The organism is Flavobacterium sp. SLB02, assembly GCF_009664855.1.
Lineage (GTDB): Bacteria > Bacteroidota > Bacteroidia > Flavobacteriales > Flavobacteriaceae > Flavobacterium.
Genome location: NZ_CP045928.1, coordinates 4,576,603 through 4,601,857, shown reverse-complemented (window position 1 = coordinate 4,601,857; position 25,255 = coordinate 4,576,603). Strand labels below are relative to the sequence as shown.

The following is a 25,255-nucleotide window of genomic DNA, read 5'->3' as shown; positions in this document are numbered from 1 at the left end:
GTCTTGAAATTAATATCACTTTAAGAAAAATGCCAAATCGAAATACCGATTGCTATTGGAATTTGGAATTTTAAAATATTGGATTTTTTTTAAATATTGGAATTTAATTTTTTAAGATTTGGTATTCAGAACTTTATAGGTTTTTCCGTCTCCGGTTGCCTCAACTACTTTTGTGAAGCTGTCTTGATTTTGAACTGTTTTGTCAAATACAACAGTAGCTGTTTTTTTATCGAAATCTACTGTAGCTTTTTCAACACCGTCTAAATTAGATAATTCTTTTTCGATTGTTTTGGCACATCCCATAGCGCAAGTCATTCCTTCTATTTCGAAACTTGCCGTTTGTACATTTTCAGCAGCAATTGCTTTGTGTTCTTTTACAGCTGTGTTTAAGGGTTTTATATTGGCAAGGTTTTTATCTTCTTCTTTTTTGCAGCTTACTAATACTAAACTCGCGATGGCGAAAGCGGCTATGATCTTTGTAAATTTCATTATATATGATTTTTAAATTGATAAGTTGTATTCCTTTCAAAATTAGTAAAAAGGAAGAGGTCAGTTCATAAATTTATTACAAATTTGCATCAAAATGGTATTTATGGATGCAAAGCAATTAAAGTGGGCTTATTTATTTGTTCTTTCGCTTATTTGGGGAAGTTCTTTTACTTTAATAAAAAGAGGCCTCGTTGGTTTAACGGCGATTCAGGTAGGTTCATTCCGAATTATTTTTGCGGCCCTGTTTTTACTGATTTTTGGGTTTAATAGTCTAAAGAAAATTTCGCGCCGCCAATGGAAATTTGTAGCCATAACTTCTGTTTTCGGAACTTTTACTCCCGCTTTTCTTTTTGCAATTGCCGAAACCCAGGTCGATAGTTCGATAGTGGCTATTTTAAATTCGCTTACACCTTTAAATACTTTAGTTCTGGGAATAATTGCTTTTGGAATCCAGTTTCAAAAACGACAGGTTCTTGGTGTTTTTGTGGGTTTAATAGGTTGTTTGTTATTGGTTTTAAGCGGAGCCTCAGCTCATCCCGGGCAAAATTATTATTATGTAGTTTTGGTTGTTATTGCAACGCTTTGTTATGCCATCAATGTCAATCTCATCAAGAAATATTTATCAGATCTGAATTCGGTAAGTATTACAACAGGAAACTTTGCTGTTTTGCTTCTGCCGGCTTTGATCATTTTGAGTTTTACAGATATTACACAAAGAATAAATATCGATGTCACCCAGCATTCTATTCTTTTTGTAATGATTCTGGGAGTTCTGGGAACCGGAATCGCAAATGTTGTATTTTTTAAATTGATACAAATGTCTTCGCCCGTATTTGCAACATCAGTAACCTATTTAATCCCAATAGTCGCTTTCTTTTGGGGATTATTAGATAACGAAATGCTAACGCCAATTCAGTTTTTTGGAGCATTTATTATTTTAATCGGAGTGTATTTATCGGCTAAGAAGTAGCTTTTAATTGTGAGATGTTTTTTTTTTTTTTTTTTTTTTTGAAATGTAATTGATTCAGAGTGACAAAATAGAGCGTAAAAAAAAGCTTTGTCAAAGTTTAAAACTTTGACAAAGCCTCTAAGAATCTTAGTAACTCAGTCCCGAAGCTTCGGGATTGCGCCTCTGAGCCTCTGTACCTTTGAACCTTCCTAAAGAAAATCTTTCTCAGAAACCCCTTCGTTGATTTTGATCTCAGACATTTTAATATCCAATTCAAAACCTACATTCTGAACCAGATTAAAAGGAACTTTAATACCTTTTACTTCTCTGTAATCGTTGAAGTTTGTGATTTGAGAAGATGATTTTCCGTCTTGTTCGCGAACTTTGCCTTTTGCTGTTTTTAAACCTGATTTTACATCGTAGTAATACGTTGTTTTACCATCTTTTATTACATAAGCATCGCTGCCGTTTATCGGTTCGATTCCTTCTACTTTTAAGTCTGTTCTTTTTTGTAATTGTAATTCCTCAAAAGGAGCAGCGCTGGCTTTCATGTCGGCAAGATCTGCGCCTTCAAGATTTTTGCGTTGACCTTGTTGCTCGATATAAGCACCTTTTTCGTTTACAACCTGTTTCATTAAATTCATAGTTCCCATGGCAAGCGAAACCATCATTTTTCCTTTCGAATCTAATTTAGAAGTAAAAGTTAAAGGTCCCGGCGCCTGAGGAACCGTTGTTGTTCCTGTCATAGCTAAAGTTTTTACAGCAGCAACTGCTTTTTCGCCACCAATTGCTTTCAGGTAATTTTCGAAAACTGTTTTGGCAGTAATTCCTGCCGGAGCTTCTTTTTTGGTCGCAGGTTTTTCAACAGGATTTCCGTATTTATCAAAGTAGAAAATCGGAATTTGAAGTTTTTCTAAACCAGTAATTACATCAGAACCTTTTCCTGCAATTACAATTCGCATATTATCTAATAGGAAATATTTGTTGGCTACACGGTAAATATCGTCAGCTGTAACATTATTGACAGTCTGGATGTATTTTTCATAAAAATCAGCTGGAAGATTTTCTGTTTCAATGTTTAAAGCATATCTGGCAACAGTTTGTGGTTTTTCGACCTGCATTACAAAGCGGCCAATGTATCCTGCTTTTACATTTCTCAAAACTTCCTGAGGAACTCTTTCGGTTCTGATTCTTTTAATTTCTTTTATAAACTGAACTACAGCACTATCCGTAACCGTATTTCGTACAGCAGATGATGCCTTGAATTTAGTAACATATTTTCCTGCTCCAATACTTGAACTTGCGCCATAAGTCCAAGCGTGCTCCTCACGTAAATTCATGTTCAGGTAACTATTAAAATCTCCACCTAAAATTTGATTGGCAATTACGGCCGGGAAAAAATCAGGATCACTCATTTTTAAATTCACGGTATTTACCAATGAAATTTCAGATTGTACCGCATTAGGAACGTCTACAAAATCAATTTGAAGTTGAGAAACATTCTCAGGATTAGGGTAAGTGTTTTTTGGAGCTGCTTGTTTTTTCCATCCGCCAAAAAGTTTTTCTACTGCTGCTTTTGTTTCTTTAAATTTAACATCACCAATGATTACCAAATAAGCATTTTCAGGAACAAAATAAGTCGAATAATTTGCCTGAACATCTGCAAGTGTTACGTTTTTTACCGTTTCTTCTGAAAGGAATTCTCCCGAAGGATGATTTTTTCCAAAAGCTAAAACATCAACAACTCTTGTTGCGATTGCCGGAACGCTTTTTTCATCGGCTTTAAGCCCTTCGATTAATTTTGCTTTTTCTTTATCAAATTCAGTTTGAGTAAAATTCGGTTGTAAAGCACCTTCTGCCAAAAGTTCCAGAACGCGTCCTGAATATTTAGAAAGAGAACTTGCATAAGCGCCTGTTGAAGAAAAGTTAATACTTGCTCCGTAAAAATCAATTTCTTCGTTAAAAGCCTCTTTGGTTGTTTTTTGAGTTCCGTTACCAATCAGGCTGCTGGTTAATTCATCAACACCTTTTTTGTTCCCTTCTGTAAAAGGAGCATTATTCAGGGTTAAATTAAAACTTACTCGTGGTAGTTTATGATTTTCAACTACTAAAACTTTCATACCGTTTGCCAAAACAAAAGTTTGTGGTTTTTTGATATTGACTACTGGAGAAGGGCCTGGTTTTGGTTGTGGACGATTTTGTGCTTGCATAATTCCAGTCAGGAATAAAAGAATTAAAAATGTATGTATTTTTTTCATGATTCGATAAGCTTAGTTTTGAACTTTAGTTGAAGGAACGTAGTCTAAAATTAAACGCTGGTTAGGGTTTAAGTACTTTTTAGCCACTTCTCTAATTTCTTCTCTGGTAATAGAGTGGTAAATATCAATCTCAGTATTGATTAAATTTACATCTCCGTAAAGCAGGTAGTAAGAAGCCAGATTTTCAGCAATTCCTTCTACGCTTGCATTGGCGTTCACAAAATTATTATCGAATTTATTCTGTAATTTTTCATAATCTTTTTCAGAAATCAGGTCGGTTTGAATTTTTACAATTTCCTCATCCATTTCTTTTAAGATATCAGCTGTTGTATTGGGAGCCATTGGTAAACCATATAAAATGTACATTCCGTAATCTTCCTGACTAAAACCAACAGCGCCAATTTGAAGTGCCATCTTTTTGTCGTCAACTATTTTTTTGTACAATTTTGAGCTTTTTCCGTCACTTAAATAAGAAGAGATTAAATCTAAAACTCTTGCGTCTCTGGTTTTCATCGAAGGTGTTCTGTAAGAAGCAACAATCATCGGGATCTGAATATTCGGATCTTCATATGTAGCTTTTATAGTCTGATTGATTGGTTCTTCGACAAAAGTTTGTTTTTTTACTTCTTCGCCTCTAGGGATTGGAGCAAAGTATTTCTGGATCCATTCTTTGGTTTTTGCTTTGTCAAAATCTCCTGCCACAACTAAAACGGCATTGTTTGGCGTATAGAATTTTTTATTAAAAGCCTGAAATTCTTCGAGCGTTGCAGCATCCAGATCTTTCATTGAGCCAATAGTTGTCCAGCGATACGGATGGTTTTTGAACATGTTTTTCTTAACCTCCGGAAGTATGTTTCCGTACGGCTGATTGTCGTAACGCATTCTTTTTTCTTCTTTTACGACTTCATTTTGTGTTTCAACACCAATCTTGTTGATGATTGGGTGCATCAATCTTTCAGATTCCATCCATAAACCAAGTTCTAAACTGTTTGATGGGAAAACTTCGTAGTAATACGTTCTGTCGTCAGAAGTATTGGCGTTGTTTACTCCGCCATTCGCAGTCACGATTTTCATCCATTCGCCGCGTTTTATATTTTGTGTTCCTTCAAATAATAAATGCTCAAAGAAATGCGCAAAACCAGTTCGGTCCGGACGCTCGTCTTTTGATCCTACATGGTACATTACCGAGGTGATTACAACGGGAGCCGACGGATCGTTGTGCAAAATAACGTGCATGCCGTTATCTAAATTGTATTCTTCAAAAGCTACCTTTTGAGCATGAGCCACTCCGCCGAGCATTAGTGCTGCACTTAACATCATTATTGATTTTTTCATAAAGATTAATAATTTTTATTTACCTATATATGTAGGTAGCCAAGAGTTGATTATCGTTACATCAAAATTAACTTTTTTTAATTATCAATTAAGGGTTAGTGTTTGTTTTGGTGATACTTTAACAGTATTATACGGCTAAATGTTTCTTTTTATGGCATGAAACGCCTTGAAAAACAGACTTTAAAATGAAATAAATATTTTTAGAATAAGAGATTGCACAGTAAATTATTAATTGTATATTTGCAACCTTAAAAATCAATAAATCAATTTGGTATGTATGCAATCGTAGAGATAGCAGGGCAACAATTTAAAGTAAGCAAAGACTTAAAGGTTTATGTTAACCGTTTGTCTAATGAAGAAGGTTCAAGTGTTTCATTTGACAAAGTTCTTTTATTAGATGATAACGGAAACGTAACTTTAGGCGCCCCAGCTATAGAAGGTGCTTCAGTAGAAGCTAAAGTGTTACAACACTTAAAAGGAGATAAAGTAATCGTTTTCAAAAAGAAAAGAAGAAAAGGTTACAAAAAGAGAAATGGTCACAGACAATATCTTACTCAAATTGTAATTGAAGGTATTACTGCAGCAGGTGGAACTAAAAAAGCAGCAGCTAAAAAAGCGGTTGTAGCAGAAGATGCTCCGGCAACTGAAGTTGAAGCAGCTCCAAAAGCAAAAAAAGCAGCAGCTCCAAAAGCAAAAAAAGAAGCTACTAAAGAATAATAACAATATTTAAACTCATACGTCATGGCTCACAAGAAAGGTGTCGGTAGTTCGAAGAATGGTAGAGAATCAGAATCAAAACGTTTAGGCGTAAAGATTTTTGGTGGACAAGCTGCTATTGCTGGGAACATCATCGTTAGACAAAGAGGTTCAAAACATAATCCAGGTGAAAACGTTTACATCAGTAAAGATCACACACTACACGCAAGAGTAGCTGGAGTTGTTAAGTTCCAAAAGAAAAAAGATAACAAATCTTATGTATCTATCCTTCCATTCGAAGCATAATCATTAGATTACTTATTACAAAACCCGTTCTGAAAAGAGCGGGTTTTTTTGTTTTTATGACTTTACCATATAAGTTATATAAGATAATTTAAGTTTGCTGTGTTTTGTTATTTGTTTAAAGTAGGAGTAATTGTGCTTGTTTTGGTCTAATTCAAAAACCTATGGAGAGCGAAAAAAAATTTACCGCAAATAACGCTAAGTTTTTTTACTTTTCTCTTTTATAAAAGAGTCAAAGTTCGCAAAGCTTTGTATTGACTTAGCTTTGCGAACTTTGTACTTTTTAGAAGTATTCTTAAGTAAAAAATCTTTGTGCTCTTTGCTGTAAAAAATAAGTGCTGAGTTTAGTTTTTATGTTCGTCACAACATTTTAGGATTGGTATCTTGTTTTTGTCATTTTAACCGAAAGTAGAAATCAGTTTCCTTTTTTGAAATATACATAAGTGTTATTGGAATTTGGAATTTTAAATTTTAATTTTTTCCGCGGTATTATTTGTATTTTTGATTGAACTAATACGTTATAAGCCTTGAAAAAAATAGTTTTCCTTATATTTCTTTTCTGTATAAGTCTGTTTGCAAAAGAAATTCATCCTGCTTACGAAATTGTTTTCTTAAATGATTCTCAAAAAAAGATTTTATACGAATTTGCGGTGCTGCAAAAAAGCGATTCTAATGCTGATTTATATTGGCAGCAACATAAGAATCAGTTTTCGGTTATTAATGATAGCGTAAGAAATCGACTCGCAAATGAAATTTATGCTAATTCGCAAGTAATTTATATTCCTGTAAAAGATTCTGCAGTTCAGTTATGGATGCAAACGCAATCGCTAACCAATTGGATGTTGTATTTGGCGGCATTTATTGCAATATGCGCGATAGTGGGTTTATTACGCAATTATTGGGACAGGCTTATAGATATCCTGATAAAACAATTCGCACCATTGTTCAGGCTTTTATTCTCTGCAATTTTGTTAACCTACGAATTATTGCTGCTTGGAATCGTTTGTATCGTTGGCGGATGTTATATAGAAGAAATGACCTTGCGCACTGTAGTAATTCATATAGGTTTGTTTTTATTATGGAGTCAGTCAACAGCTATTTTTACACGGAAATACTTAGTTAAGAAATATGTTTTTGAAATAAGAAATACGTTCTGGGGAAGTAATAAGTGGGAAATAGTAAAAACAATTTGTCTTCCCGCAATTATTGTGACTATGGCTCTTTTGTATTTGTTGTATAAAATTCCAGGTGATGTATTATACAATTATGAAATTGTTGTAGCTGCTATGGCGGTAATTTGTGCTTTGCCTGTTTGGCGTACTTTTGATAAGTATATTTATCCAATTCTTATTCCGTATAAAGATACTTCTATCGAAAGAACTATTTTTACCCTTGCGGCTTGTGTTGTTTTGGCCTTGATTATTGATGGCTTTTTTATCGTACAGCATAACCCGCTTTTCTCGTATATTATTATTGCCTTGACAGGTTTACTTATTATATCATTTTTGATTATATCTCTCAAAGAAAATTTCAAACGCAATTACAAGAATTACTATTACTTGCAATTTATTACAATTCTTTTTCTGGTATCGACTTTAGTTTATAGCTTTCAGATTCGTTCCGGAGAACTTATTTGGGCATCCTTAATAGGAACCAGTATTTATATTGTGATCAAATATTGGGAGATTCCAACTTTCTGTATTAACTGGAAAAGAAACAGAACTTCTGCCTGGGGATTTTTAGGAATGGCAGTTTTGTTGTGGGTATTAGCGAAAGGAATTTTGTATGTTTCTGGAATGTTGTATGTGTAGTTTAAGATATTTTCTATTTATGATAAAGTTTTTTTTTAGTTGTAAACTTACCAGACCTAGCCCGTGGTTGAAACCACGGGCTAGGTTTTAAGATAGGAATTAAATTAGGTTGCAACGTTGTTATTTATGAAATGACAAAAATCCACATACCAACCTTAAAATTAGGCTTTCATAAAAGTTCCTTGTGCTCTTGGTTTTAAACTTTGACAAAGGCAGATATCAATAAATTGGAATTTTATTATTCAGTATCCTTAGTCTCTTCCAAATCCTCAGTTTTTCTTCCTAATTTTACTTTAGGACTATTTTGTGTTCCGGTAACCGTTAGCGGAATTCCGAATATGCCAAGAGGAGGTAAGCCTAAACGCATTTTTAAGTTCAGTTTTCCGTCGAGACTTGTTGTGCCTTCGATTCTTGGTCTAAAGCCTGCAAACTTAAATTTAAAGCGCTCTACGGTCATGATGTTGTTCTTGATCGTGGTTTTAATGTCGACCTTAGAAAGATCAGGATTTTGCATGGATTCAGAACTTGTTGCTTTGCTTACGGCGTTAAACATTTTCAATCCTCGCACTTTTACATCTTTTACAGAAAGTGTTCCGCCACCCGCAAGTGATGGATATACTGGATCCATATTGCCGTTTAAACGGCCTTTTAATTGATAATCAACCGAAACGATTCCTTGTGCTTTTTCAGCAGCGCTGGCCATTTTTCTGAAAACTTCAATTTCGTTGTATGCTTTTTTAATATCAAAATCAGACGCTTTAATAGTAAAATCAAAATTTGCTTTTTTAGTCGTAACAGCCTGATAATTGGCATTCATGGCAACATTACAGCCAATTAAATTAAAACCGGTATTCTGCATGCTTAATTTCCCTTTTTTCATGCTTAAATTTCCAACCGCATTTTGAAGATTTAATTTATCAAAATTCACTTTTTGGGCATTAGCGGTGAAATTCAAATTCAAATTAGTCGGAATCATAATCACTCCAGTTTGTTTTGCTTCAGTCTGAGTAGGAGCTGGAGTTTCGGTTTTTGTTTGCGTTACCGATGTATTTGCCGAAGTACTCGACATAAATTCATCCACATTAATGTATCGTGATGTGGCATTAAAAGAACCTTTTAAAACACCTGTATTTGTGGTTGCGTAATTAAAAACGTTTTGCAGATATCCGTTCATCTTAAAATCAGACTGACCGTAAGCAGCCAGAAAGTTGTTAAAATACATTTTATCCTGATTGATTTTAAAAACACCTTCTTTGATAATAAATTTCTTTGGCAAATATTCTGATGTAATGCCAATATTTCTAAGCTCAAGCGTTCCTTTGTTATGAAGCTTGCTGTATTTTCCTTTTTCGGCATCGCTTTGTTTGCCTTTCAAAACCAAATCAGCTTTTACAAAACCATCTAAATCAAGTCCTTTTTGAGAGAAAACTTTATAGATTTTATTCACGTCAAGTTCTCCCTTCGCTTTTATGTCGTAAGTCAAATCGTTGAAATTGCTCAAATCTGCTTCTACAAAAACAGGTTTCCCTTCAAAAGTAAACTGAGTAGGTTTTAAACTCACTTTCAAATCATCAAAAGTTCCTTTTTGATTGTTGATTTTAGATTTGATGGTAATATTGGTGATAGGATTTGGGTAATAAGGTGTTTTTAAATACCCGTTTTCTAAATCGATAACACCATTAGTAACCGGAAAAAGTTTGTTTTTAAGATCAAATTTTCCGTTTGCTTTTACATCACCCGCCAAATTTCCTTTTAAAACAATATCAGGAATTCCAAGAGCTGTAATTAATTTTTCAAGATCAATTTTAGCTTTAAAGTCAGCATCGATATTTGGAGTATTAATGCCTTCAACATAAAATTTAGATTTTAAGTAATCCTTGTTGATGTTCAGGGATAAGTTTTTAGCATCAACAATAGCAAGATCCGGATTCAGCGACGGAACTTTTGTTTTTACTTCTAAGTTTAAGTTAGAAACCGGAAAAGCACTTTTGTTATAATTTACAAAACCGTTGTCTATTTTTACATCTAAATTAAGGTCCGGAGCAATATTTTGCGAGACAATATAATTTCCTTTTAAGGTAAAAAGTAAGTTTGTTTTTCCTTTTAATTCGGTTTTAGAAAGCCAGGTAATATATTTTGGAGGGAAAGCAGTAAATACATCGTACAGGTCGCTATTGTCAGATTTAATCACAAAATCGATGTTGTAACCATCTTTCAGGAAGTCAAATTTTCCTTTAAAATCGACCAAGAGCTGATTGATTTTAAGGTTGTTTTGTTGAAAGAAAAAAGATAACGAATTCACATTTACTTTTGTGATCAGGTCGGCATCGATTTTTTTATTCATTAAATACGGTTCACCTTCATAAACAATATTCAGTTTTTCAATTTTGGCTTTCGAATACAAGTCAAAAACAGCCTTGTTTAAATCGCCTTTTCCTAAATAATTAAAACCAAAAGCATCAAAATGAACTTTAGTCGACTGATCGTCGTAAATAATTTTACTGTTCAGGATCTCAATTTTCTCCAGTTTTAGCGATGCATCAGCATCAGTACTGTCTTTTGGATCTGACGGACTTGATGATTTGTAAACATTGTAATTGGCTTCTCCTTTTGGATTCACTTTTACATTAATAAACGAATCAGATAAATAAATCTGGTCAATTTTTACCTCTTTACTAAATACTAAACTGGCTACATTTATTCCAAAAGAAACCTCTTTTGCGGTAATGAATTTTTCGCTTTTATACGGAGCTGATCCGTTAAGGCTTAAATCATTTAAGGTTAAAGTTAACGAAGGAAAATGATGAAAAAACGAAACCGAGACATCAGAATAATTCAATTCTGCGCTCAGTTTTTCGTTAGCAGTTTTTTTAATTTGCTCCTTAATTTTGTCAGCAAAAATAATAGGGGTCAGAAACAGTAATCCTATAATAACGACAAACGTTATTCCAAGATATTTGGCTATTTTTAATAAAATAGATTTCGTTTTATTTGCAGACATAACAAATTGTGGTATTTATAGGTAAGGTTTAAATTGAATTTTATCCGTGAACAGTTTCTTTTTTACCATAATTGGTGATGATAGAACCTTCGTATTCAATCCATTCTTTCCAGCGTTTATCTATATCTATATTGTCAGTATATTTTCGTGCAAATCCTAAAAAAGTAGTGTAATGACCCGCTTCAGAAATCATTAAATCACGGTAAAATTTAGCTAATTCTTCGTCTTTTATATTTTCAGAAAGTACCTTAAAACGTTCGCAGCTTCTCGCTTCGATCATGGCTGAAAACAATAAACGATCACAAAGAGCATCTTTACGGCTTCCGTCTTTTTTCATGAATTTAAAAAGTTCATTTACATAATGATCTTTTCTTTCGCGGCCCAAGGTCAAACCTCTTTTTTTGATGATATCGTGTACCATTTGCAAATGCTCTAATTCTTCTCTCGCAATTACAAGCATTTCCGTAACTAATTCTTCTAGTTCAGAATTGTAAGTAACTAAACTAATGGCGTTTGAAGCTGCTTTTTGTTCGCACCAAGCGTGATCTGTTAATATTTCTTCGATATTCGACTCAACAATATTTACCCAACGAGGGTCTGTTGCTAATTTTAATCCTAACATAATTTCCCGGCATTTTAGTTCTTGCAAAATTAGTGTTTTTTATTACTAAAAATCAGGAAATATTGTATGATTGCGCTCAAAAAAGCATTATTTTGTAGCTTGAAATAATTTGTAATGAATCACATAAAAAAACTTTTAATTATTGGCTTTGTTTGGCCTGAACCAAATTCGTCTGCAGCAGGTGGAAGGATGATGCAGTTGATTTCTATTTTTAAGCAAAATGGATTTGAAATTACATTTGCAAGCCCGGCTTTAGACAGCGATTTTATGGTCGATTTGTCTGAATTTGATGTGAAGAAAGTGTCAATTAAACTCAATAATTCCAGTTTTGATGATTTCATTATCGAATTGAATCCTGATGTTGTTTTGTTTGATCGTTTTATGATCGAAGAGCAATTTGGATGGCGCGTATCTGAAAATTGCCCAAAAGCGATTCGTTTATTAGATACCGAAGATTTGCATTGTTTGAGAACGGCAAGGCAAAAAGCGTTTAAAGAAAATAGAGTTTGTGAGCTTCATGATTTATTGTCTGAAGAAGTAGCGAAGCGCGAAATTGCCAGTATTTTAAGATGTGATTTGTCTTTTATTATTTCTGAATTTGAAATGAAAATCTTAAAAGATGTTTTTAAAATCGATTCAGGTTTATTGTATTATTTGCCGTTTTTGGTATACGAAATGTCTGAATTGGATTTATTGAAATTGCCTTTGTTTGAAGAGCGTAAAAATTTTGTTTTCATCGGGAATTTTCTTCATGAACCCAATTGGAATACAGTTCAGTATTTAAAAGAAACCATTTGGCCTTTAATAAAAAAGCAATTTCCAGAAGCTGTTTTAGAAGTTTACGGTGCTTATCCTTCCCAAAAAGTGCTGCAGTTGCATCAGTCTAAAAATGGTTTTTTTATTATGGGAAGAGCCGCAGACGCTAATGAAATTGTTAAAAAAACGCGGGTTGTTCTGGCGCCAATTCGGTTTGGAGCAGGATTAAAAGGGAAATTATTAGAAGCCATGCAATGCGGAACGCCAAGTGTAACCACAACAATTGGTTCTGAAGCCATGCACGCCAATTTATCATGGAATGGTTTTATTACAGATGATGCTGAATTGTTTGCAAAAAAGGCGGTCGAATTGTATCACGACGAAAATCTTTGGATACAAGCTCAAAAAAATGGAGTTGCTATCGTCAACGAATGCTATCAATTGAGTAAATATTCTACGGCATTAATAGCAGCAATCAATTCATTATTAAATGATTCTGAAAGTCATCGTTTACATAATTTTATGGGAAGTCTGTTGCAGCATCATGCTTATAGAAGTACAATGTATATGTCAAAATGGATCGAGGCTAAAAATAAAAATTAGTCTGTCATTTTTCCAAATCCTACAGTTTCACGATACAATTGTGGCGAAACATCGGCATTGGTTTTAAAGAAGCGGCTAAAATAATGTTCGTCGTCATAACCCAATTCATAAGCGATTTCTTTTACCGTTTTGTTGGTCATGTACAATTCTCTTTTCGCTTCGATTATAATTCTTTCGGCAATTAAGTCTGTCAGGGTTTTGTTGAAGTAATTTTTCGATAATTTGGCTAAGGCTTTCGCCGAAATATTCAGCATTTCTGCATAATGTCCCGCTGAATGTTTGATCTTGAAATTCAGTTCGATAGCATCTTTCAGATTTTGAAGAATGAAAGGTTCTTTAGAATCCGGAACCGATTTCATCTCTTCTAATTGTTGGTTTTTGAGCCTCGAAGCCGTGATTAAAAATATTTTTAAGTACGAAATCAATAATTCATATTGTGCCAGTTCTGAATTTTGCATTTCAATTTTCATCTGCTCCAGAACCATTTTAAAAGTCGAGGCCGCTTCTTCTGTAATTATGGTAAAAGGCGGCTGATAAACATTGTTAAACAAAACACCATTGCACGAAACTTCTTTTTGGTGGTAATGAATGCAGTAAAAATCAGGATGAAAATGTATTGCAATTCCTTCAATGGGTTCGCTTACGCAAAGCATAAAAGGTTGATACGGTGAAAAGGCGAGGAGCGAGTTTTCTTCAAACTGATGCTCGGCAAAATCAGCTTTTACTTTGCCTTTTCCTTTGGTAACCCAAATCAGGGAAAAATAATTATTGCGTTGCAAATGATCAAAATGGCTATTGTCATCAAACGGAAGCAGCTTAAAAGCAAGGTTCCCGGTTTGCGGATTGATTAAAGTAAAAACACTTTGATTGCTCATAATTCTATGTTTTTTAAAATATAAAGATAGTCATGAAATAAATTCACAACTATCTTTATAAACTGTTTTTGTTTGAAAAATTAGTTTTGTAATGCTAAATCAGGAACTGCCGGAAAATCAATTTCTGTATTGGCAGTATTGTTAAAATAGTTGGTTAAAACATTTAATGCAACATGTGCTACAGTTTCTGCAAGTTCAGCGTCTGAAACTCCTGCATTTTTAATTGCATTTACATCCTGATCGTTTACCAGACCATTTTTACTAATTAATGTTTTAGCAAATTGAAGGATCGCTTCAGTTTTTGCATCAGTAGAATTTCCTGTTCTTGCGTCGTGTAAAACTTGTGCATCAGTTTTTAATAATTTTCCGCCAATAAAAGTGTGGGCAGCTACACAATACTCACATGAATTGCTTTCTGAAACTGTTAGAGCGATTAGTTCTCCGGTTTTTGAACTTAGTTTTCCGTGGCTCAATGCACCGCTTAAATTTAAATATCCTTCAAGAACCGCCGGAGAATTTCCCATTGTTCTCATCATGTTAGGAACAACTCCTAATTTAGCTTGTACAGCGTCGAATAAATCTTTAGTTTTTCCTGTTACTTCTTCTGGGTTTAATGCTGTTAATCGTGTCATTTTATTTAATTTTTTATGTTAATTATTAATTGTTGTCTTTTGACATTACAAAGGTGCGACGATTACAGATTGTAGAACATGGAGGATTTACGCTATGTGATGGACAATTTTCCCTGAGGTTATTTTTTGAATAGAAGAGTATCCCGATTGTAATTTATCCCGTAGCGATTACATATTGGTAGAAATTATCAAGTATTATAGCCATTTGTCCCGTTAGGGACTACTTATTATTGCGTATTGGTGTAGTTCCTAACGGGACAAATGAACAAAATGAATATTTTTTTTCTACCAATATGTAATCCCTACTGGATAAAAAAAATCCCCGATTACAAGATGTAACTGGGGATTTTTTAGTTTGCAGTTTTCAGTCTCGGTCTTCGGTAAGATTATAAACTGAAAACTGCGACTGCGACTGTAAAACCGCGACTGAAAACTATTTCAAAATGCCTTCAACCGCCTGAATAGTCGTAGCATGGTAACCTGATTTTGCTTTATCGAAAATTTTGTTTGCCCAAACTTTTCCTTCTGGAGTTTTTACCATTTCTTTATAAAGCATCATTACAGATCCGGTTCTGCTTATTGAAACTAGAAACTGCTCAATCGCAGGATTCGCTGCTTTGTATTGGTGGATTATTGCCTGAACAAACCATTGACGTTTGATGATGAAATTACCGCCTTTTGTAAAGTTGAATTCTGCATCGATAGCTTCCATTTCTTTTGGCGTAATATCCGTTGGAAGATGATCTATAAAATACTGTTTTTCGCTGGTGGTTGTAATTTTCTGGCTTAATCCTTTTACGCCGGTTTCTCTCCAGCTTTTTTGGATTTTGTCAATAGCATCAAAATCGGCAGAACTTACCGAAGTAATATTTGATGGAATTCCAGGTTTGTAAATCCAGTCTTCGGCTTTTATTTTATCTGCCAGTGCTTTGTCTCCTTTTATAAGATTCTCGTTATAGTATTTAATAAAATCTTCTGTTGTAATAGATTTAAAAGCGTGTGCGTCGAAATAATTTTTAATGAATACGTCAAATTTCTCACGTCCAACAGCGTTTTCGATTACTCTTAAAAAAGCATAACCTTTTACATAAGGAATCATGCTGATCCCGTCGTCAGGATTTCTTCCTGTAAGACTTACTTTTAATCTTGTATCCGGGCTTGTCTCTCCATATTCTGCTACATTATCAACTAATTCTTTGCGGGTGATAACATTTTGCATTTCAAATTCTTTCTTTCCAAAAATTGCTTCGCCAATACGGTGTTCTACATAAGTAGTAAAACCTTCGTTTAACCAAATATCATCCCAGGTAGCGTTTGTAACTAGATTTCCGCTCCAGCTATGGCCTAATTCATGCGCTAATAAGCTCGTTAAAGAACGATCTCCGGCAATAACTCCCGGAGTTAAAAAGGTTAGGTTTGGATTTTCCATTCCTCCGTAAGGAAAACTTGGCGGTAAAACCAAAACATCATAACGTCCCCAACGGTAAGGCCCGTAAAGTTTTTCTGCAGCTACAACCATTTTTCCAAGTTCAGCAAATTCCCATGCCGATTTTTTTAGCATCGATGGTTCTGCGTAAACTCCGGTTCTGTTGTCGATAGATTGAAATTTGATATCTCCAACAGCAATCGCCATTAAATAAGAAGGAATCGCTTTGTCTTGTTTGAAAGTATAAACGCCCGTATCATTTTTCTTTTGTGGATTTACAGCGCTCATTACGGCTAATAAATCTTTAGGAACGGTAACTTTTGCATTGTAAGTAAAACGAATTCCAGGTGAATCCTGGCAAGGAATCCAGGTGCGTGACCAAACACTTTCTCCCTGAGAGAAAAGGAATGGTTTCTTTTTGTCTGCCGTTTGTTCTGGTTTAAGCCATTGTAAGGCAACAGCTTCTTTAGTCGTGCTGTAGTAAATGTTTACCTTAGTTGTAGTAGGCTCGATTGTAATATGAAGAGGTTTTCCGTGAAATTCCACGTCTTTTCCTAATTCGAATTTAGTTTCTTTTTCGTCGTCGCCTAAAGTTACTTTGGTAATATTAAGTGTGTTTTCGTCAAAGATAATTTCGTTTCCTTTACTCACATTGTCAATTAACCAGGAAGCTTTTCCTGAGATAGTCTGAGTGTCAAAGTCGACTTTTATATCCAGATCTAAGTGTTTTACAACAGCAAGTTCTGGTTTAGAATAACTGTGTTCGTCTGTAACAGCAGTTGCTTTTTCTGTTTGTTCCTTTTTCTGACACGCAATTACGGTCAGGAATAAAGTGGCAAGGATTAATTTTTTCATTTTATGAAGAATTGAATTAGTGGAGGAAAATTAAACAAAAAATCCCGTTTTGAATAAACAAAACAGGATTTTATTATAAATAACCTTAAGCTTGGCTCAGGATAAACATTGAAATTATGCCAACATTGTAACAGGGCTTTCGATGTATTGTTTTAATGTTTGTAAGAACTGAGCGCCAGTTGCACCATCAATTGTTCTGTGGTCACACGCTAATGATAACATCATTGTGTTTCCTACTACAATCTGACCGTTTTTAACTACTGGTTTCTCAACAATTGCACCTACAGAAAGGATAGCAGAGTTTGGTTGGTTGATAATCGAATTGAATTCAGTAATACCAAACATTCCAAGGTTAGATACTGTAAAAGTACTTCCTTCCATTTCTTGTGGTCCTAATTTTTTGTTTTTAGCTCTTCCTGCAAGATCTCTTACTGAAGCTCCAATTTGAGATAAACTCATAGCATCTGTAAATTTCAATACAGGAACTACTAATCCGTCTTCAACAGCTACAGCAACACCAATGTTAACGTGGTGGTTGATGATGATAGCATCTTCTTTCCACTGAGAGTTAATTTTTGGGTGTTTTTTCAATGCTAAAGCACAAGCTTTAATTACCATATCGTTGAAAGATACTTTTGTATCCGGAACAGTATTGATTGTCGCTCTTGCGCCCATAGCTTCGTCCATGCTTACTTCGATCACTAAGTTGTAGTGAGGTGCAGTAAATAATGATTCAGCCAAACGTTTTGCGATAATTTTACGCATTTGAGAGTTTTTGATCTCTTCGGTGAAAACTTCTCCGGCAGGAACAAATACTTTTGGTGCAGCAGGAGCAGCGTCAGCTTTTGGAGCAGCAGCAGTTGCTGTTGCAGTTGGTTGTGCTTGTGCAGCTGGAGTAAAGTTTTCGATATCGCTTTTTACGATACGTCCGTTTTCTCCTGAACCTTTAACCTGAGTTAATTGGATTCCTTTGTCAGAAGCAATTTTTTTCGCTAATGGCGAAGCTAAAATTCTTCCTCCGTTTGAAGTTTCAGCTACAGCTTCAGTTGCTTTTTCAGCAGCAGGAGCAGCTTTTTCTTCAGTTGCAGGAGCACTTGCAGTTGCAGCGCCTCCGGCAGTATAATTGTCAGCAATTCCAGAAATATCAGTTCCTGCAGGTCCTATAATAGCTAATAAACTATCAACAGGTGCGGTATTTCCTTCCTGAATACCAATGTATAATAATGTTCCTTCATTGAAAGACTCAAACTCCATAGTAGCTTTGTCAGTTTCAATTTCAGCAAGGATATCGCCTTCGGCAACAGCATCACCTACTTTTTTCAACCAGGTTGCTACAGTTCCTTCTGTCATTGTATCACTCAAACGTGGCATAGTTACTACTATAACACCTTTAGGTAATTCAGTTGCAGCTTTTGCAGGAGCAGCAGTTTCTGTTTTTGCTTCAACAGCAGGAGCGGCTTCAGCTTTTGGAGCTTCTGCAGCAGCAGGAGCATCACCACCAGCTAAAAGAGCAGAAATGTCTTCTCCTTCGTTACCAATGATGGCTAATAATGAATCAACTGGAGCAGTTTCTCCAGCCTGAATTCCGATATGTAAAAGAGTTCCTTCGTTGAAAGACTCAAATTCCATTGTTGCTTTATCTGTTTCAATTTCAGCAAGGATATCTCCTTCGCTAATTTTGTCGCCTACTTTTTTTAACCAAGTCGCTACCGTTCCTTCCGTCATAGTATCGCTCAAACGAGGCATTGTTACTTTTATGGCCATAATATATTATAGTTTATGAGGTGTGAATGGATAGTCTTCTTGTGCGTATACTACATCGTATAATTGTTCTAATTCAGGATATGGAGATTCTTCAGCGAATTTCACACATTCTTCAACCAAATCTTTTACTCTTTGGTCAATTACTTCAATTTCTTCTTCTGTAGCGTACTTTTGATCCATAATTACATCTAAAACCTGAGTAATAGGGTCAATTTTTTTGTACTCTTCAACCTCTTCTTTAGAACGGTATAATTGTGCATCAGACATAGAGTGTCCTCTGTAACGGTATGTTTTCATTTCAAGGAAAGTTGGTCCGTCACCACGACGAGCTCTGTCAATAGCTTCTGTCATTGCTTCAGCAACTTTTACAGGATTCATTCCGTCAACTGGTCCGCACGGCATTTCGTATCCTAAACCAAGTTTCCAGATATCAGTATGGTTTGCAGTTCTTTCAACAGAAGTTCCCATTGCATAACCGTTGTTTTCAACGATAAATACAACTGGCAATTTCCATAGCATAGCCATGTTGAAAGCTTCGTGTAATGAACCTTGTCTTGCAGCACCATCACCAAAGTAGGTCATAGTTACTCCGCCAGTTTCAAAATATTTATCAGCAAAAGCTAAACCAGCTCCTACCGGAATTTGTCCACCTACGATTCCGTGTCCTCCGTAAAAACGGTGTTCTTTAGAGAAAATGTGCATAGAACCTCCCATACCTTTAGAAGTTCCTGTTGCTTTTCCTAAAAGCTCAGCCATTACTCGTCTAGGATCAACTCCCATACCAATTGGCTGTACGTGGTTTCTGTAAGCAGTAATCATTTTATCTTTAGTCAGGTCCATAGCGTGCAAGGCACCTGCTAGTACAGCTTCCTGACCATTATATAGGTGTAAAAAACCTCTAACTTTTTGTTGAATGTATAATGCTGCAAGTTTGTCTTCAAACTTTCTCCAAAGTAGCATGTCTTCGTACCACTTTAAATATACTTCTTTTGTAACTTCTTTCATCTGAATTCTTTCTTTTGCTAAAGTTTGTTTGTGTTATCAATTGTTGCCTATAACGCAAAATAGTTTCCTCCCACAAATTTGCGCCCGAAAGGTCGGGATGCAAAAATAAGACATTCCTATTAAGAAGTAAAATTTAAACGTGACTTTTTGGCTTTTTTTTATAAGAACTTTTTATCGAACATAAAAGGAAGCAAATTTTTAAGGGATGCAGATTTGTAAACTTCGCCAATTTCGCCCATAAAATAGATTTCTATAGGGGTATCTTGCTTTATTTCGTATTCGGCAATAGATTGGCGGCAAGAACCACAAGGCGGAATTGGTGCTGTAGTCTGATTCGTATCTGAAGCTGCTGTAATTGCTATTTTTAAGATTTTGGCATCAGGATACATACTTCCGGCATAAAAAATGGCAACTCTTTCTGCGCATAATCCAGATGGGTAAGCTGCATTTTCCTGATTTGATCCCAAAACTATTTTACCGTTGTCTAATAATAATGCGGCGCCAACTCTAAATTGAGAATAAGGTGCGTAGGCTTTTTTGCGAATTTCAATTGCCTGGCTCATTAAGTCCTTTGTGTCTTTTGAAAGTTCTTCTAATGAGTTGTAAATGGTAAATGATGATGTAATGCTTATTTCTTTCATTCTTTTTATGGGAAAAAAAATCCAAATCTCTAAAAAGTAGAAATTTGGATTGTTATTATTTTTATTATTTTATTCGTTTAGTAAACTTCGTATTTGTCGCCAAAGTTAAAGGTTAAAGAAAAGCGAAGTGTATTTTCTAAAGGATTTTTAATTTTTGATGCCGAAAATAAGTAAGAAACGTCAAGTTTTACTACATTATATTTGAAACCTGCTCCTAAAGAGAAAAACTGAATGCCTCCTTTTTGTGGGCTTTGGTGGTAGTATCCTGCTCTCATAGAAAAAGCATCCTGGTACGTATATTCTCCGGCCACACTATAAGTGATCTCTTTTAGTTCTTCGCTAAAACCACCCGGAGCATCTCCAAATGATTTAAAAATTCCGGAAACCCAACCGATATCATTGTAGTTTTTGTAATTTGTAGCATTTGCCTGTTCCTGAGAAATTTCTCCCAGATCATTATAATCGCCATCTCCGTTTAAATCTACGGGTGTTCCTGGTCCCGGAGGAGTAGGTACTAAAAGTTTGGTAAATTCGACACTCAGTCCAACTTTATTATAGTCGTCCAGAATAAAATCAAAACCACCACCAACTCTTAGGTTTGCCGGTAGAAAGTTTGAGCTTAAGTCGTCATTGTCGTAACTTATTTTCTGACCAAGGTTTTGCATGTTGAAACCTGCTCTCCATCGTCCGTTAAAGTCAGAATAAGCAATTTCCTCAGATTGATAGAATCCTGCAATATCAACTGCAAAAGTACTGGCAGCAGAAGCATCTACATCTTCTGAGGCAATTTTTAGGTTTGAATTGATGAATCTTGCGGCAACTGCCATCGAGAATGTTTCGCTTAATTTCAAAGAATAAGATCCGTCTAAGGCGAATTCGTTTGGTGATACTATTCTGGCAGCTTCACTTGGATCTCCTGTTGTTCTTAACTCAATATCTCCAAAACCAAAATAGCGAAGACTTCCCGCAAAGGCACTTCGTTCGTTGATTTTGTTGTAGTACGTAACCTGACCTAATGAAATGTCATTGGCTAAGTCTGTTAAATAAGGAGTGTAACTAATAGAGAAACCTTGCTTATCTACTGAGAAAGCATATTTTGCAGGATTCCATTGCTGGGAGAATGCATCTGCTGATGTGGCTACACCCTGATCAGCTAAACCGGCTGCTCTGGCATCTGCTGCAACTAATAAAAATGGGACTCCCGTTGTAATAGGTCGGTTGTCCTGGGCCTGTGCTTTAAAAAGAATAAAAGAACAAATTAAGAGTAGTGATATTTTTTTCATTTAGGGACTTAATGTATTTATGATACAAATATATATATAATTATAAGATGACAAGCTTTTCGTATTTTTCTGCCTTTTTATTTGTCAAATTAGATCTGACCGTAAGTTTATAAATATAAACACCCTTTCCTATCCGGTCTCCAAAATCATCTCTTCCGTCCCAGGTTATCTCTCTCGATAAAAAGCCTTCTGTAGTAATGACCTGGTTTTTTGTCCAGACTACTTTTCCTGTGATAGTCATTACCTGAACCTGAACATCTAATGGTTCATAAGGTCTGTTGTGGGAAAACCAAAATTGAGTATAGGTAGAAAAAGGATTAGGGTAATTAAGAACGTGAGTTAGTGTTAATGATTCATCTCCAACAACTACAAATTGTATTTCGCTTGTCACCGGATTGTTGTAAACATCCCATGCTGTAAAGCTTATAGTATGCATGCCCGGAGCTAAATTTCTTAAAGGGAAACGTAAATTTCCGTTAGTATAATCGTCTAATTTTGTTTGATAATAATCATTTAGAATATAGGGATTACTAACGTCTCCGTCCAGAATTGCTACAATGTCATGCCCGATTCCGCTTGCTGTATTTATTCCATTTTCATCCTCCAGAAACGCCAGTAAAAATGGCGATTCGTTTGTAGTCCCGCCAGATACAAAAGTTTCATCGTTCATATATAACTTAACTTTTGGATTTATATTGTCCTGAGGTGCATTTTCATTTATTCCTCCTATTTTAATGGTAGTATTGTAGCCGGTTTGGTTTTCTAAAGCCTGATTTTTTTTCGAATAAAAACTAATTCGCCCATAATCAACGGGAACCCTTATATCTCTTGGTACCACAAAGCTAAATTCGAACTGGCCATTGGTTACGGATGCATTTCCTCTAAAAATAGTTTCTCCCAGTATTTTAAATGACATTGCAGGGCTATAACCATCATTATTTAGGGTACTTGTTGTGATTAATTTGTCAAAAATTGCAGTGGCTAATTCACCATTATAGTTGCTTAGAAGATTGTTATTTTCATCGGTAATCTCTCCTGAAATTTTAATTTTTGCCAAAGATTTAAAGTCCGGAATTGATTGCGAAATCACAACATCATTGACTTTTGTTAAATTAATTCTCGGTTTTGGAATGGCTAATATTAAAGCAGGATCGCCAATATAAAAAATAACATTACTGGCTGAACTTGGATTCTCGTTTTTAGAAATTCGGAGCGCCTCGGCAATACTGGTGTACTGATTCGATCCGTACGAAAGCAGGTTTTTGCTTAGGCTGTCATTAAAATCTTCGGCATTAAATTGTCCTATGGCGCGAATGGTTGTCAGCATAGAAATTGCTCCTCCTTTAGGATTCCAGAAAGTGTATTCGCCTGCTGTTGGTCTTGTTGGGTCATCAAATCGTGAAAACTCACAAGTAATGGTTATAAATAAAGGATACTTATATTGATTGTTTAGATTTTGCCCATCTGATTTTTCCCAGATACGTTCGCTCGCCAGGCCATCTTCGCCACCGTGGCCTAAATAATTAAAAATTAAAGCGCCTTTTTCGAAAGCATTAAATAAATCGGTTCTGGCTTTAGGATATCTTGATCCGCCGGCAGAAGCTTCTTGCGTGTAGGCATCCAAAATGATTTTGTCGACATTCAAAAAAGGTTTCTGCGTAGAAATGTTGTCTGCCAGATTGTTTTGGTAAAACTGTAATGTTGCGTCTGAAGTTTGATCAGAATCATCACTCACCATAACAATATTATTGCGCCAATTTCCATAGGATTTGGTATCGTGGTATTCTAAAACTTTATTCACCATTTCACCTGCCTGAGCATTGTCAGATACCAGTATTCTGCCAACCGCAATATCAATTCCGCCAAAAGGCGAAACCACCACTCCTTCGTTGTTGTCCATTAAGCCATAAAAGTCATCAGATGCAAATGATGTTTCTCCGGTCGAATTGCTAATTACAGATTGATATATAGGTACAATATTGTTATTGTTGGTAATTCTGTCTTTATAGTCAAAAGAGGCATCCCCAAATAAATTCAGATATTTTATTTTTTTGTCTGGAGATGATGCATTGTCATAAATGTATCTGATGCAATTTCTAATGGCTGCGATATCTTGTTTTCCTGAAGAGAATTCCTGATAGATGTTTTCTAATGCAATTACCTTTACATTCAAATTAGAATATGTTCTATGAAAATTCGCTAGTTTTTCGGCTTGGGAAACTAAAAATCTGGGAGTAACAATTACGTAGTCGATATCCTGAAAACTGTTTTGAGTATTTTTAAATAATGTTCCTTTTAGGTTTTGATTGGCAATTTTTGATTGGTTTTCTTTTAAAGGAGTAAAATAATCCGCCGCATCAATTGCAATGTATTTTCTAATTTCTCCTAAGGATGCCTTGAAGCTAAAAGTTGCCTGATTGCTGTTTTCTATTTTTGATACATTATATAGGTCTGTAATGTCCCAAATTTGAGAAATTCCGGAAGCATTGCTGATGGTATAATTTACTATTCCACCGGTTGCGCCGGCTAAGTCGTATTGAAATTTAAATTGTTTGCCTGTGCCTGATAATTTTCTTTTTACGATTAAATTGATGTAATCCAGATAGCCTTTTGATCCTGGAACACCATTATTATTATAGGTAAGTTTTATTTTTATGTTTTCGGCACCGGTAAACGAAGTGTTCGAAGCTAATTTTTGAGTGTAAAACTTTAATTCAGAGTTCGAAACTAAAGCCTGGAAATTAATAGTGCCAATATTTTGACCATTGGCAGCAACTGCAAACGAGGTTGGGGTAAAAGCTGCCGAAGCGGTATTTACTTCTATTTTTACAGGTACTGAAGTTTCGATATTCGGGAAACTAAATTCGAATTCCTGTTCCTGATTAATATCAAATGATTCTCCAAACCATTGGCGACCCAAATGAGCAATGTTGGTTTTGTCGATTTCATGAAATTGATAGTCGTCAAAAGTGTTTAGTTCTAAAGTGCTGTTTCCTGTTGGCTGGTTGAAGTTAGGAATGCGTTTTCCTTCGCCGCCTGCCACCGTAACATAATAATAGGATTTTGTAGTATATAAATTAAGATTTGTTTGGCTTTCAGTATTCCAGTTTTCTACTCCTTCACCATAAAAAAGAATATAATCTTCATTGTTAAAAATGCCGTCGCTTTCTCCAATAATCTGTATCGCATTTTCTGTTAAATCCTCGGGATAGTAAGTGCTATTGGCTAATGGGAGCATTTTTCCTCCATTTCCATAGATCTTAATTCTTCGTGGATCTACTTTTGACGGATCAAATCCAAGGCTTTGTAGGAAAGATTTCGAAATTTTATATACGCCGGATTTTTCGATATAAAATCGGTACCAGTCTCCAGAGGCTAAAACTGAATTATAAACAGAATTTGATTTTTTAAAAGAAGATGAATTGCTGTTGCTTCCTGATGTTGAGTTGCTTGTTGAATAAGAAAAGGATCTCATTCGTTTAAAGCTATTTCCTTCCTTTATTATAGGTGATAACGACAGGAAAGTTTGTCTTTGATCTCTGGAAATAGTTGTTTTTAACGTTTCATTTGGTTTTTCCGGGATGTTTTCGAGTGATAAGTCGCCCAGCTCAGCAATTGAAACAGATTCATAAATAACGTTGGTAATTTGAACGGAATTATTGTTTGAGGAACCAGTTTCGCCTAGGTGAAGCAATAAGCTTATGTTTTTTTTAGTAGTATCGTACCTAAAACTGCCTCCTAAAAAGTAGGGGATTTTTATTTTTGATTCGCCAAAACTCATCTCTTTTTTGTTTTGCCAATCTAGCGTAAAGCTCCCATTTACCTGAGAAAATGAAAGGAACGGAATCAAAAAAAGATATAAGAATAAGGCTTGTTTCATTGGTAGATAAAACTGATTTGTGTTAAAAATATTTTAGTAAGTAAAAATATAGTATTTCATGTTATAGTAAA

General features: G+C 35.2%; 18 protein-coding genes. 5 read left to right on the top strand and 13 right to left on the bottom strand.

Annotation, left to right across the window (positions count from 1 at the left end):
* Positions 1-111: 111 nt before the first annotated feature.
* Positions 112-489 carry a heavy-metal-associated domain-containing protein gene (locus GIY83_RS17175; protein WP_194615980.1) on the bottom strand — a complete coding sequence of 126 codons (378 nt, stop codon included), beginning with the start codon at positions 487-489 and terminating at the stop codon, positions 112-114.
* Positions 490-592: 103 nt separating this feature from the next.
* On the opposite strand from GIY83_RS17175, the gene GIY83_RS17170 reads away from it, so the two are divergent.
* Positions 593-1,459 carry a DMT family transporter gene (locus GIY83_RS17170; protein WP_208682621.1) on the top strand — a complete coding sequence of 289 codons (867 nt, stop codon included), beginning with the start codon at positions 593-595 and terminating at the stop codon, positions 1,457-1,459.
* Between the two features lie 188 nt (positions 1,460-1,647).
* On the opposite strand, the gene GIY83_RS17165 is transcribed toward GIY83_RS17170, so the two are convergent.
* Positions 1,648-3,696: a pitrilysin family protein gene (locus tag GIY83_RS17165; protein ID WP_194615982.1), complete on the bottom strand. Its 2,049-nt coding sequence runs from the start codon at positions 3,694-3,696 to the stop codon at positions 1,648-1,650.
* A gap of 12 nt (positions 3,697-3,708) precedes the next feature.
* A complete protein-coding gene (locus GIY83_RS17160) occupies positions 3,709-5,031 on the bottom strand; it encodes a pitrilysin family protein (protein ID WP_173969774.1) in 1,323 nt (440 codons plus the stop codon).
* Positions 5,032-5,304: 273 nt separating this feature from the next.
* Between GIY83_RS17160 and rplU the strand changes: the two genes are divergently transcribed.
* From rplU to GIY83_RS17145, 3 genes are all read left to right on the top strand, one after another.
* The gene (gene rplU, locus GIY83_RS17155) at positions 5,305-5,748 is read left to right on the top strand and encodes a 50S ribosomal protein L21 (protein ID WP_194615983.1); all 444 of its coding nucleotides are present in this window, start codon (positions 5,305-5,307) and stop codon (positions 5,746-5,748) included.
* A gap of 24 nt (positions 5,749-5,772) precedes the next feature.
* Positions 5,773-6,033: a 50S ribosomal protein L27 gene (gene rpmA / locus GIY83_RS17150; protein ID WP_017497241.1), complete on the top strand. Its 261-nt coding sequence runs from the start codon at positions 5,773-5,775 to the stop codon at positions 6,031-6,033.
* Between the two features lie 524 nt (positions 6,034-6,557).
* Positions 6,558-7,841, top strand: coding sequence for a hypothetical protein (locus GIY83_RS17145; protein WP_228520403.1), 1,284 nt, complete (start codon positions 6,558-6,560; stop codon positions 7,839-7,841).
* A 238-nt stretch (positions 7,842-8,079) separates the two neighbouring features.
* On the opposite strand, the gene GIY83_RS17140 is transcribed toward GIY83_RS17145, so the two are convergent.
* Together GIY83_RS17140 and GIY83_RS17135 are read right to left on the bottom strand one after the other, a co-directional pair.
* Complete coding sequence (locus GIY83_RS17140) at positions 8,080-10,842, bottom strand: AsmA-like C-terminal region-containing protein (RefSeq protein WP_208682619.1); 2,763 nt, start codon at positions 10,840-10,842, stop codon at positions 8,080-8,082.
* 40 nt (positions 10,843-10,882) lie between these two features.
* Positions 10,883-11,464, bottom strand: coding sequence for a tRNA-(ms[2]io[6]A)-hydroxylase (locus tag GIY83_RS17135; protein WP_065448101.1), 582 nt, complete (start codon positions 11,462-11,464; stop codon positions 10,883-10,885).
* Between the two features lie 114 nt (positions 11,465-11,578).
* Between GIY83_RS17135 and GIY83_RS17130 the strand changes: the two genes are divergently transcribed.
* Positions 11,579-12,823 (top strand): glycosyltransferase, encoded by a 1,245-nt coding sequence (locus GIY83_RS17130; RefSeq protein ID WP_194615985.1) that lies wholly within the window; start codon positions 11,579-11,581, stop codon positions 12,821-12,823.
* Here the strand turns inward: GIY83_RS17130 and GIY83_RS17125 are convergent.
* The 8 genes from GIY83_RS17125 to porU all read right to left on the bottom strand — a co-directional run bounded on the left by GIY83_RS17125 (position 12,820) and on the right by porU (position 25,184).
* On the bottom strand, positions 12,820-13,698 hold the full coding sequence (locus tag GIY83_RS17125; protein WP_194615986.1) for a helix-turn-helix domain-containing protein: 879 nt from the start codon (positions 13,696-13,698) through the stop codon (positions 12,820-12,822). The genes GIY83_RS17130 and GIY83_RS17125 overlap by 4 nt on opposite strands.
* Before the next feature lie 80 nt (positions 13,699-13,778).
* Positions 13,779-14,330 (bottom strand): carboxymuconolactone decarboxylase family protein, encoded by a 552-nt coding sequence (locus tag GIY83_RS17120; RefSeq protein ID WP_194615987.1) that lies wholly within the window; start codon positions 14,328-14,330, stop codon positions 13,779-13,781.
* Positions 14,331-14,763: 433 nt separating this feature from the next.
* Positions 14,764-16,611: a hydrolase/aminopeptidase gene (locus tag GIY83_RS17115; RefSeq protein ID WP_208682617.1), complete on the bottom strand. Its 1,848-nt coding sequence runs from the start codon at positions 16,609-16,611 to the stop codon at positions 14,764-14,766.
* A gap of 114 nt (positions 16,612-16,725) precedes the next feature.
* Positions 16,726-18,375 carry a pyruvate dehydrogenase complex dihydrolipoamide acetyltransferase gene (locus GIY83_RS17110; RefSeq protein WP_208682615.1) on the bottom strand — a complete coding sequence of 550 codons (1,650 nt, stop codon included), beginning with the start codon at positions 18,373-18,375 and terminating at the stop codon, positions 16,726-16,728.
* Between the two features lie 6 nt (positions 18,376-18,381).
* Positions 18,382-19,380 carry a pyruvate dehydrogenase (acetyl-transferring) E1 component subunit alpha gene (gene pdhA, locus GIY83_RS17105; RefSeq protein ID WP_173969782.1) on the bottom strand — a complete coding sequence of 333 codons (999 nt, stop codon included), beginning with the start codon at positions 19,378-19,380 and terminating at the stop codon, positions 18,382-18,384.
* Between the two features lie 158 nt (positions 19,381-19,538).
* Positions 19,539-20,021: a cytidine deaminase gene (gene cdd, locus GIY83_RS17100; protein WP_194615990.1), complete on the bottom strand. Its 483-nt coding sequence runs from the start codon at positions 20,019-20,021 to the stop codon at positions 19,539-19,541.
* A gap of 77 nt (positions 20,022-20,098) precedes the next feature.
* Complete coding sequence (gene porV / locus GIY83_RS17095; RefSeq protein WP_208682613.1) at positions 20,099-21,304, bottom strand: type IX secretion system outer membrane channel protein PorV; 1,206 nt, start codon at positions 21,302-21,304, stop codon at positions 20,099-20,101.
* 40 nt (positions 21,305-21,344) lie between these two features.
* Positions 21,345-25,184, bottom strand: coding sequence for a type IX secretion system sortase PorU (gene porU, locus GIY83_RS17090; RefSeq protein WP_208682611.1), 3,840 nt, complete (start codon positions 25,182-25,184; stop codon positions 21,345-21,347).
* Between the last annotated feature and the right edge of the window lie 71 nt (positions 25,185-25,255).